The 1,966-nt window shown below is 40.1% G+C and carries 2 protein-coding genes; both read right to left on the reverse strand.

Features of this window, described 5'->3' with window-relative positions; translation table 11 throughout:
- Nucleotides 1-308: 308 nt before the first annotated feature.
- The gene (locus AB4653_RS13670; RefSeq protein ID WP_012600205.1) at nucleotides 309-581 is read right to left on the reverse strand and encodes a hypothetical protein; all 273 of its coding nucleotides are present in this window, start codon (nucleotides 579-581) and stop codon (nucleotides 309-311) included.
- A gap of 230 nt (nucleotides 582-811) precedes the next feature.
- Nucleotides 812-1,315, reverse strand: a complete 504-nt coding sequence (locus AB4653_RS13675; RefSeq protein ID WP_009845804.1) for an acyl-CoA thioesterase — start codon at nucleotides 1,313-1,315, stop codon at nucleotides 812-814.
- Between the last annotated feature and the right edge of the window lie 651 nt (nucleotides 1,316-1,966).

Genomic DNA, 1,966 nt, shown 5'->3' on the forward strand with positions numbered 1-1,966 from the left:
CTTTCAGTCATTAAATACTGAAGTACCTCTTTCCTGAATTTTTCCGGTTTCATCTCTCTAATTGAAGACATCAACGAGTCTCACAAATCAGACACTCAGTATAGGGGGCCGCAGCTCTATTGATATATGAGTAATATTTCCATGCGTGATACTTCAATAATTTGGATGCAACGGATCGGTCGATTACACAGAAAGTGCCTATAAAGGCAGGCTCGTGTTAATGTTTTGTGGTGGGTGTTCTCGGTAGTTATTGATTTGGTGGTAAATATTTCCAAGATGGAAGAAGAAAAGGAAGAGGTGATGTGAGACTAAAACTCTTTGCTAGAAGGTGCGCAACCTAAATGCTGAAGTAAAACATAGATGCTGTCTTGATAAAGAGCTACGCGACGAAACAGATCCGCAAACGTCTGATCACCGCCAAAACAAGCTTGGATATAGTGGTTAATTTCATTCGTGTCGTAGCCTTCGACGTACAAACTTCTAACCCATTGATACTCAACTGCTTTCAAGTTCGTCAGTGTAGATTCGCAAAGGGTGGGAAATGTCGTGCTCAAAAGTGGCTCCAAGAAATTTAAATACATCCATTATGATTGGCGGTATTTAAACAGAGCAAAATGACGACTTTATTACAGTCAAAATAAATCCGTGAACAAGTATCGGATCATTTTAACTTTTGACTGGGTATCACGCTTTATAGTCAGCATTAGGTGTGTAACGGATTTACTTGGGTATAGAGAAGGAGTTGAAAATGCCAAGCAAGTACTGCCTGGCATCGTAATAAGGTTTTGTAGGTTAGATCTGCTAGTGGCGCCTATTTAAGATACTTCACGTGCGCTTCCATCTCTTCACCTATCTGCTTTCGCATGTTCATTAGGCGAATAGCCGAATCTCTTAATTCAATGTCTTCTGGCGTTTCTGGCACCCATTCTGGCACCTTAGTCGGGTTACCATTCTCATCAACAGCGACCATAATAACGATACAGTGAGTCGTTAGGCGGTTGTTGAGTTCTTTAGGGTCACTAGCTTGAACGTCGATAGCGATGTGCATAGAAGATGAACCCGTATAAATGACCTTCGCACTTACTTCAACAAGGTTTCCGACATGGATAGGAGCAACGAATCGAATACCACCAGCGTAAGCGGTAATACAGTACTTACCACTCCATCCAGCAGAACAAGCATAAGCCGCTAAATCGACCCATTTCATTACTGCACCACCATGAACTTTACCACCAAAGTTCACATCCCCGGGTTCAGCTAAAAAACGCAGAGTAACGTCTCGTTTACCATCTTGTCGGCTATTGTGACTGCTCATCTATCTTCCTTCATTATTATCGTTCTGAATAACATGCTCGTTACTTGCTAATAACAATATACTTAAGATGACATAAATTAAAGCGGATAATCTCACTAACAAGACTATTTTTTCAAACAGATGGCGAGCTGATGACTATTGATGTTTAAAGGAGGTGTACGTGACGCTCCAACAGAGGAGTACTCTATCGAGCAAGTTGGCCGAAGGGTCGATTGCAAAAAAAAACACCTAGCGGAATGCTAGGTGTTTCTAAGCCGTGTGGTACTCATATCGGTACCTTTTTGAGTTAGCCAACTAACCGTCGCTTATCTGGTTTAGTTAAAGTGATGGTATCTTAATTAATCCCAAAACGATAGTTTTGATTGTTTTCTTATAAGCTCACTTTCTGTTCGAAAAGTATAGAACCTTCGCGTGGATATTTCCTTTCGTATTATTGCCAGAAAACTCTTTTAATGCATTTTGCAGTAATAATCTGTATTTATCGGGAAATTAAGGTGTTAAAACTAAATTGGCATCAATTTTAAAGTATTCACTTTTGTATAAACCAAAGTAACTAGACGGTTCTTTTGTTGCTATAACTTTTCTCAATGGCTCATAATGATCTGGGTTACATGAGTCGTGTGACCATAGGAGAGCGATTAGATCAACAGT

The sequence above is a fragment of the Vibrio sp. 10N.222.48.A3 genome (genome assembly GCF_041475345.1).
GTDB lineage: Bacteria > Pseudomonadota > Gammaproteobacteria > Enterobacterales > Vibrionaceae > Vibrio > Vibrio tasmaniensis_A.